This is a genomic window from Pseudotamlana haliotis (assembly GCF_008806375.1).
Taxonomy (GTDB): Bacteria; Bacteroidota; Bacteroidia; order Flavobacteriales; family Flavobacteriaceae; genus Pseudotamlana; species Pseudotamlana haliotis.
On sequence record NZ_WAAT01000036.1, the window covers coordinates 1 to 7616 of the forward strand.

At 30.6% G+C, this 7616-nt stretch carries 9 protein-coding genes; all 9 read left to right on the top strand.

The genetic code is table 11. The features are described from left to right. The first annotated feature begins 635 nt into the window (after positions 1–635). The 9 genes from F6U93_RS06205 to F6U93_RS06245 all read left to right on the top strand — a co-directional run bounded on the left by F6U93_RS06205 (position 636) and on the right by F6U93_RS06245 (position 7473). Positions 636–1343: a hypothetical protein gene (locus F6U93_RS06205; RefSeq protein WP_150937921.1), complete on the top strand. Its 708-nt coding sequence runs from the start codon at positions 636–638 to the stop codon at positions 1341–1343. A gap of 154 nt (positions 1344–1497) precedes the next feature. Further along, positions 1498–1986, top strand: a complete 489-nt coding sequence (locus F6U93_RS06210; RefSeq protein ID WP_150937923.1) for a hypothetical protein — start codon at positions 1498–1500, stop codon at positions 1984–1986. Between the two features lie 133 nt (positions 1987–2119). Then, a complete protein-coding gene (locus tag F6U93_RS06215) occupies positions 2120–2806 on the top strand; it encodes a hypothetical protein (protein ID WP_150937925.1) in 687 nt (228 codons plus the stop codon). Between the two features lie 145 nt (positions 2807–2951). Beyond that, positions 2952–3626, top strand: a complete 675-nt coding sequence (locus tag F6U93_RS06220; protein ID WP_150937927.1) for a hypothetical protein — start codon at positions 2952–2954, stop codon at positions 3624–3626. Between the two features lie 222 nt (positions 3627–3848). Continuing rightward, positions 3849–4427, top strand: coding sequence for a hypothetical protein (locus F6U93_RS06225; RefSeq protein WP_150937929.1), 579 nt, complete (start codon positions 3849–3851; stop codon positions 4425–4427). Between the two features lie 158 nt (positions 4428–4585). Beyond that, positions 4586–5527, top strand: coding sequence for a hypothetical protein (locus F6U93_RS06230; protein WP_150937931.1), 942 nt, complete (start codon positions 4586–4588; stop codon positions 5525–5527). A 53-nt stretch (positions 5528–5580) separates the two neighbouring features. After that, complete coding sequence (locus tag F6U93_RS06235; RefSeq protein ID WP_150937933.1) at positions 5581–6054, top strand: hypothetical protein; 474 nt, start codon at positions 5581–5583, stop codon at positions 6052–6054. 159 nt (positions 6055–6213) lie between these two features. Next, positions 6214–6771, top strand: coding sequence for a hypothetical protein (locus tag F6U93_RS06240; RefSeq protein WP_150937935.1), 558 nt, complete (start codon positions 6214–6216; stop codon positions 6769–6771). Positions 6772–6927: 156 nt separating this feature from the next. Beyond that, positions 6928–7473, top strand: a complete 546-nt coding sequence (locus tag F6U93_RS06245; RefSeq protein ID WP_150937937.1) for a hypothetical protein — start codon at positions 6928–6930, stop codon at positions 7471–7473. Positions 7474–7616: the final 143 nt, after the last annotated feature.

Sequence of the window (7616 nt, forward strand, 5' to 3'; positions counted from 1 at the left end):
CGTTGTGTATAACGCCTCACTCCTACTTAAAACACTCATTTACTGAATATTTAACTCTAAAAAACTCTGATTTCCTCAAAAAATCAAGAAACTAATTCTCCTGGAATCTAAGCGAAAACAAGCTTAAAAAATATAACGCAATCGGATTCTGTACACTCTTGCGACTTCGGACAATAGCAATTCGCAATTACGACGTAATTCGGACTTTTAAAACGCTAAAAATAGGGTTAACAAAGCTCAAAAAAACGGATTCTGCTCACTCAGACGACTTCCGACACAAATATTACGCAACTGTTATGGCGGACTGAAAACCTGACCGGTAAATTAGTTCGTGACAAAATTGAGGTTTAAAACGATAAAATATTCCAATTAAAACGTGCAAATCAAAACGTAAACCTAACGGCAAATCTTTCGTGACAAATATTTTAAAAAGTCTTAAATTAGACGTTTAAAACAAAAAAACGGACAAAAAAAGCGCTATACACAACACAGTGTAAAATGCATTGCTTACTTTAGTACTTCTAATAATGTGCAGTACTGACATTCAACTTCGGATTTCCATTCGGAAATCCGAACTAATTTGTCGCAACGCACCTTACACGAGACCGTTGTAAGCAATATGAAAAACGAATAAAATGAGGATATTTATAATAACATTTTTAGTAATTTCTCAATCTCTTTTTTCTCAAGAAACTGAAAAGAAAACATACAACATAGGAGTTGTTAAGCCAACTAAAGCAGAAATTGAAAAAAGTTTGGGTGTTTACAAAGACACAATCGAATTAGCATATAAAAATCAATATTATTCATATCGTGAAAGATTAAAGGAAATAATTGAAACTAAAGCAGACTTTTATCCCGAAGATATGAGAGATGACTTTGAAAAAAGTAAAATAAATGCAAAAGCTGAATTGAAAGAAATGGACAGTTTAAAAAGTCAGTTTTTGTCTTTTAAATATCAAGAACTTATATCTTATTATTCGACTTCAATTTTAAATATGGCATTTAATGAGTATGAACCATATTCATCAATTTATGAGATACGAAATTCTGAAATTAAAACAAATGGAATTTTTGATTATGCTGAAAATAATAATCTTGATTTTATCGTAACATTTGAAAACATAAAAGCATACGAGAAAAACGAAAACTTTGAAATGAGTATAACATTAAAATTGTATTCGAGAGAAGAAAAGAAAATAATTGTGGAAAAAGAAATTTATGGAAATACAAATAGTTATGGTGGAATGTGGACTTGTGGAAATCCTTTAACTTGTTTGTTTATAACTTCTGTTAAAGAAACAATTGGAATTTTAGTTCCGAAAATAAAACAATTAAATTAAAAATACTGCTTACAACAATGGCTATAAGTAATTGCTTGTTCTCGCCTACTTCTGAAAATCCTCTCGGATTTTCAGTTTGGTGTGTACTTGCAAAGTTAACCGCTAACCCACGCAACTACTCATAGCCGAAACCGTTGTAGCCAATTTAACCCAAATGCAGAAAACAGAAGATTTTATTGAAAATAGAATTAAATGGCGAGCTTCAAAACACGATTTGCCGAATAAAAATGTTCATTTATTTGAGAATTTAACGACTGATAAAAAAGCGGAATATTTGACTCATTTCAATGAGAATGATTGTGGAAAAATAATTTTACTATTTACCGATTCAAAAAAGTACTGGACAGCAATCGGAACAAAAAAAATCATTGGTTTTGACGGAACTAATTATAACTCTGTCGAATTGAATTCTATAAAAGATGTTGATTCTAAAAATCGGAAAGAATATTTCGAAAAAGCAGAAGCTGGAGAAACAAAGCTAAAGAAAATCAAAAAACGAAATGAATCTGAATTGTTAATTACTGAATTTAACGGAAAGGAAACTATTTTCATTACGAAAAAAGGAAGTGACTTATTCTCGCTATGGAATATAATGATGATGATTGAACAACTGAATAAAAAAACTGGCTACAACACCGTATAAAATTAATTGCTAGTTCTAGCCTACTTACGAAAGTCCTCGCGGACTTTCTATCTGTGATTTATTTGCTAACTTTAGTGCTTAAATCACGCAACTAATCTTATACAACAACGTTGTAGCACATATGAAGAAACCTATGAACAAAATTTTAACATTACTACTTTTAACATTAATTATAACTTCTTGTAAAAAGGACATTGGAGTAACTGAAAAAGAAGTTAATTCAGTCCAACAAGTTTTGAATTTTTACAACGGAGAGTGTTTAAGACATAAAGGTTTTCAAACCAAAAACGGAGAAACGAAAACTTACTTTGAACTTGAAATGAGTAAAAGTTCGTTACTTGAAAGTAATGCCAAAAAATTAATTCCACATTCTGGAAATATTGCATATTTATTTTATTCAAGTTTAGACGACGAAAAGTCAAATTATAATCAAGTTAGAGTTAAAATCAATCTTGAAAACGGAACTAGTTCTGAATTTTCATATTCAGACAAAGAAATAGAGGAAATTGAAAATCTTATGCCGAAAATTGACAACATTTCGGACTTAATAAAAAAGAAAGACTTTGAATCTCTGACAAAAATATTCGACGAATCTATTGAACTGGAAACAAGCCAAATTGCCGAATTATTTAACAATATTGATAATCAATACGGAATTGTAAAACAATCTCAATTTCAAGGTTTTGAACTTTTAGACACCAATAATTTTGGTCAAGTAATCAAAGTTAACGTTGTTCAAGTAAGAGAAAAGATTGCTTTGACAATGGTTTTAACTTTTAAGAGAAATAATCGGAATTTAATAGCATTAGAATTTGAATAAAATACGTGCTACAACACCGTATATAATTTATTGCTAGTTCTAGCCTACTTACGAAAATCCTCGCGGATTTTCTATTCGGCTTGTATTTGCTAAATTAGGTGCTTAAAACACGCAACAAACCATATACAAACACGTTACAGCACATATGACCACAAAATTAACATTCGTCATAATTTTAATGTTTCTGCTTTCAATAAGCTGTGATAAAAAACACTCTGAATTGGAATTTGAAAAGTCTGTAGCGAATGAAATTTTCCCAGCTTTACTTGATTCTGTATTTCACGATACAAGATTGGCACCACCGCCACCGCCACCGCCAAATTCTGAATGGAGTGATTCAACAGCAGTTAAATGGGACGAATCTAAAATGATTGCAGAATACGAAAAACGAAGAGCTGAATTAGAAAAAGACACAACTAAATTAGTAGTTGCGATTGTCGACAGCACTTACAGGATAAATGAAAGAGCGAAAAAAGAACTTCTTAAATTTTATGACAATTACGAAATTGAATTAGATACTATTAATATTACTGAATCTTATAAAATAAATTTAACGGATTTAAAACACGCTGATAAGTTTCAACTCAAATATCGTTCTGAATTACCAGCGACAAGTAAAGTATGGAAAGGAGATTATGATTTCTATCTTTCTGGAATAACTGGATTTTCTCGAATTCAATTTGACCGAACAAAAAGCTACGGAGTTATGATAAGCGGATTTGGTTGTGGGCGACTTTGTGGATTTAGTGGTTTGGTTTTTATTAGAAAAGTAGATGAAAAATGGATAATTGATAAGGTTATGGTTACGGCTATATCGTGAAAAAAATACGTGCTGTAACAACGTATATAACTCATAGCTAGTGAGTTGATTAATCGAAGTTAAGGCATATTTGGAAAGTCGCCAAATTTTTAAATTTGACGATTTCCAATAAAAAAGATAAATAGTAAAATTTAAAAATCTGGCTTGTGCTTAATCCAAAAATAATTTTCTAATTTGCACGCTACGAGCCATATACACAAACGTTAGCACACATATGAGAAAATGATGACGATTATAAAAAAATACTACTTAGAAATTATTTTTGGAATTATATTCCTAGTTTATTTCAGCGGAATAATTGAAAACGTGGAAATCTATGGCATTGGACTTGGTGCTTTATCAATTGCCTATGGAATTTATGATAAAATCAAAAATAGAAATAAAGTAAAAAGCGGAAATATACTTTCTCTTAAAACAAATAACGACCAATACCGGAAAACATCAAAACTAATACTCGGAATTATAGCAATAATTGGCTCTGTAATTGGAATTTTATATATGGATTCTGAAAAAGCATTTTTTACAATTCTTATAATTCTTGGATTTCTCTTACTGATTTCTAGTTTGCTTTCTGAAAACAGTTCGTTTATCGAAATTGTGAACGGAAAATTACGGTATGAAAACAATACTGATTTAGCATTAAATAATATTTCGTCAATAAATCTAACCGAATCCGAAATAGTTTTTAATCAAGTGAATAATTCTAATTCAAGAATTTCGTTTTTGGATAATGACCAAGACAGAATTGAACAAATAAAAGAGTTTTTCAGAAAGCATATTAATGAAATAAAAATTGAATAAATACGTGTGCTAACACCGTATATAATTTATTGCTTGTTCTAGCCTACTTACGAAAATCCTCGCGGATTTTCTATTCGGTTTGTATTTACTAAATTAGGTGCTTAAAACACGCAACAAACCATATACAACAACGTTAGGCACAATACGAGAAAAACATTATGGATAGAATTTTACTTTCAACATATATTCTCAAAATACGAGATAGACAAAAAAATGACCAAATCTTAAGTCGTTTTAACGGAGAAGATGATTTTTTGAGAATAATGGAGAATTATCTTAATTCTATTTTTGAAACAATTTTAGCTACTGTTGACACACGTGACACTACTGCAATTCATTTGACTTTAGATGCACCACCAAATGTAAATATTGAAAATAGGAGCATTCACGGTTTTTTCTCGACTGGAATAAGTGGAGAACAATATGACATAAAAGACGTTGAATCAAGAGAAACAATTGTAGAAGTTCAAAGAAATCACGCAGCATTCCGTAATATTTTTTTCTATCTCAAAATTCCAACGGAAAGAGATAACGGAGCTTTGATTTTACAAAGAAAAGCGAAATTTGGAATAAAAACGATTTTAAAGAAAACCCTAAATCGTTACGTTAAAGGACAAGGCTATCAGAATTATACTGTTTATGTGAATAATGTTGTTCACGGTCGAGTTTATAGAACGATGATAACACAGGGAAACCTTAAAAAAGTGGATTTTATAAAGAGAAGATTACCGAGTTCAATTGAGGCTTATTACAACAATGATATGCGTGAAGACCAAATACCTGGTACTTTAAAAACTTCAATGTTGTCGTCAACGAGTTTACCGCAAAATTATAAAAACTTTGTAAATGATTTATTTACAAATCCAGACAGAGAAAGAATTGAAATAGATGGTATCGATGAAGATTTTGACGAAGTGGAATTTGAACTTGAGCTTAATGGCAAAAGAAAAACATTCTATGTCAAACACAAAAATCGCATTCAGCCAGATATTGATGTAACCGCTGACGTTGAATTAGGTGAACAAGGACAGCCAACAACCGAATCTTTGATTAGAATTAGTGAAGAGTTAATTGTAGATATAATTCAACTGAGAATGTAATTATGCTAAGTAGAATTAACATACTTAAAATCATAAAAGACCATTTAGGTACTATGAGAAGTCTAAACCAAAGTTCTAATAGAATTTATTGGAAAGACTTTTTGCTCTTTTTTGTTTTTCCGATAATCGTATCAACTTTGCTTGTTTGGAAAGGGTATTCATTCAAAGAACAACTTGGAAATTTAATTGCCGCAATTTCAATATTTGGAGGTTTTCTATTTAATCTTTTAGCTATTATTTACAGCCAAATGGAAAACATAAAAAAAGATGCTGAAACAGAAGACGATGAGGTTAAAAAAAGATTTATAAATGAAATTCATATAAATATTTCATTTTGTATAGTTCTATCAATTTGCATTGTCTTGACGTTACTTTTAACGACAATCGATATTCCTGAGTTTCAATATTTGGATGTATTGAATAAAATAATCAACGGACTGAATTATTTTCTAATGATATTATTTTTATTGACTTTGACGATGATTTTGAATCGAGTTTATATACTACTGAAAAAAGGAGCAGCGTAAAAGTACTGTGCCTAACACAGTATATAATTAATGGCTTGTTATAGCATACTTGGAAAAATCCTGCGGATTTTTCCGCTGGCAAGTATTTGTTTACTAATTTAGTTACTTAAACACGCCACTAACCATATACATCAACGTTGGCAACAAGCTGAAAAAAAAATGACGTCTGAAAAATATAACACTTTAGGAAAAGGAACGGCAGTAATTTCGTTCATAATCGGAGCATTGATTTTCGGAATTTACTTTCTGACTTCAAACAGCGATTTGTTATTTATCGGATACGGATTTATAGTTCTTACAGGAATTGCAAATTTGATAATTTTAATAGCAATTTTAGCTAAATCAAATTCGGACTCAACCAATCGTAAAAGACTTTTAAAGACAAGCGGATTGATGCTGATTAATCTACCAATAATGTTCCTTTTCATTTGGTTCTCGCTGATTTTAATTGGGAATATGAGAATCACCTTCACAAACGGAACTAATAACAAACTGTCTGATATTAAAATAATCGGTTGCGAAACAGAACACATCACTGAACTTGAACCGAATGAAAGTAAAACTGTTTGGGTTGGAATTACTGGAGATTGTTCAATCACCTTGGAATACTTAGAAAACGGAGAAATTAAAAAAGAAATGGTTGCTGGTTATGTGACAAGTGGAATGGGAAAAAAAATAAAACACAAAATTGACGGAAAAGACAAGGACATATTATAAAAAAAGCCAGTTGCCAACACCGTGTAAAAAACATTGCTTATTTTAGCTTAAACGAAAGGTAGTTGCTTTTTTGTTAGCTGCTGATTTTCCTTCGGAAAATCCTCGCATACAAAACCGCAACGCTTCTTATACACAAACGTTAGCCAACATAACAGAATGAATATTGAGACATTAGATTACTTTGCATCAATTTGGAAATATTGGATGATAGCCTCCTTCCTTTTAGGAATTTTAGGCTTCATATTTGCTAAAAATTATCGAGTAGCAAATGGACATTATAAACAGAAATTTCTTGTTTTAGGAATAATACTTATAATTCAAGCCCCTGTTACTTTTTTTATAGGAACAAACTCAGTTGAAAATATTCAAAATAATGCTCGGATTGAGTTACTAAAAAACATAAATAATAATTGTGTCATTCGTATTAATGGAAAAGAACTGAATAATGAACAATCACAGCTAATAATTAACGAAATAACTAAGATTAAGAAACCTGATCCTCATCACTCAAATTCGACAAAATTTATGAAAATATCTGTTGTATGTGGAAATGAAATATATGATTTAACATTTGAGCAGGACAGTCAATACGAAAATGAATTTTGGATATTCTTGGACAAATATAATTTTACTCGTTCGAATGAAATAGGTAGAATTAATTCTGAATTAATAAAAACGTTGGCTAACACCGTGTATAATTAATGGCTAGTTTTAGCTTGCTTACGAAAATCCTCGCGGATTTTCTATTCAGTTTATATTTGCTAAATTAGGTGCTTAACCACGCCACTAATCATACACAAACACGTTAGGCACAATACGAAAAAACACTAATTTCCAAATTGAAA

Bases quoted from the DNA above. Each gene is read 5' to 3' on its own strand.
- F6U93_RS06235 (WP_150937933.1), top strand. From the start codon at position 5,581: ATGAGAAGTCTAAACCAAAGTTCTAATAGAATTTATTGGAAAGACTTT.
- F6U93_RS06210 (WP_150937923.1), top strand. From the start codon at position 1,498: ATGCAGAAAACAGAAGATTTTATTGAAAATAGAATTAAATGGCGAGCT.
- F6U93_RS06245 (WP_150937937.1), top strand. From the start codon at position 6,928: ATGAATATTGAGACATTAGATTACTTTGCATCAATTTGGAAATATTGG.
- F6U93_RS06230 (WP_150937931.1), top strand. From the start codon at position 4,586: ATGGATAGAATTTTACTTTCAACATATATTCTCAAAATACGAGATAGA.
- F6U93_RS06225 (WP_150937929.1), top strand. From the start codon at position 3,849: ATGATGACGATTATAAAAAAATACTACTTAGAAATTATTTTTGGAATT.
- F6U93_RS06220 (WP_150937927.1), top strand. From the start codon at position 2,952: ATGACCACAAAATTAACATTCGTCATAATTTTAATGTTTCTGCTTTCA.
- F6U93_RS06205 (WP_150937921.1), top strand. From the start codon at position 636: ATGAGGATATTTATAATAACATTTTTAGTAATTTCTCAATCTCTTTTT.
- F6U93_RS06215 (WP_150937925.1), top strand. From the start codon at position 2,120: ATGAACAAAATTTTAACATTACTACTTTTAACATTAATTATAACTTCT.
- F6U93_RS06240 (WP_150937935.1), top strand. From the start codon at position 6,214: ATGACGTCTGAAAAATATAACACTTTAGGAAAAGGAACGGCAGTAATT.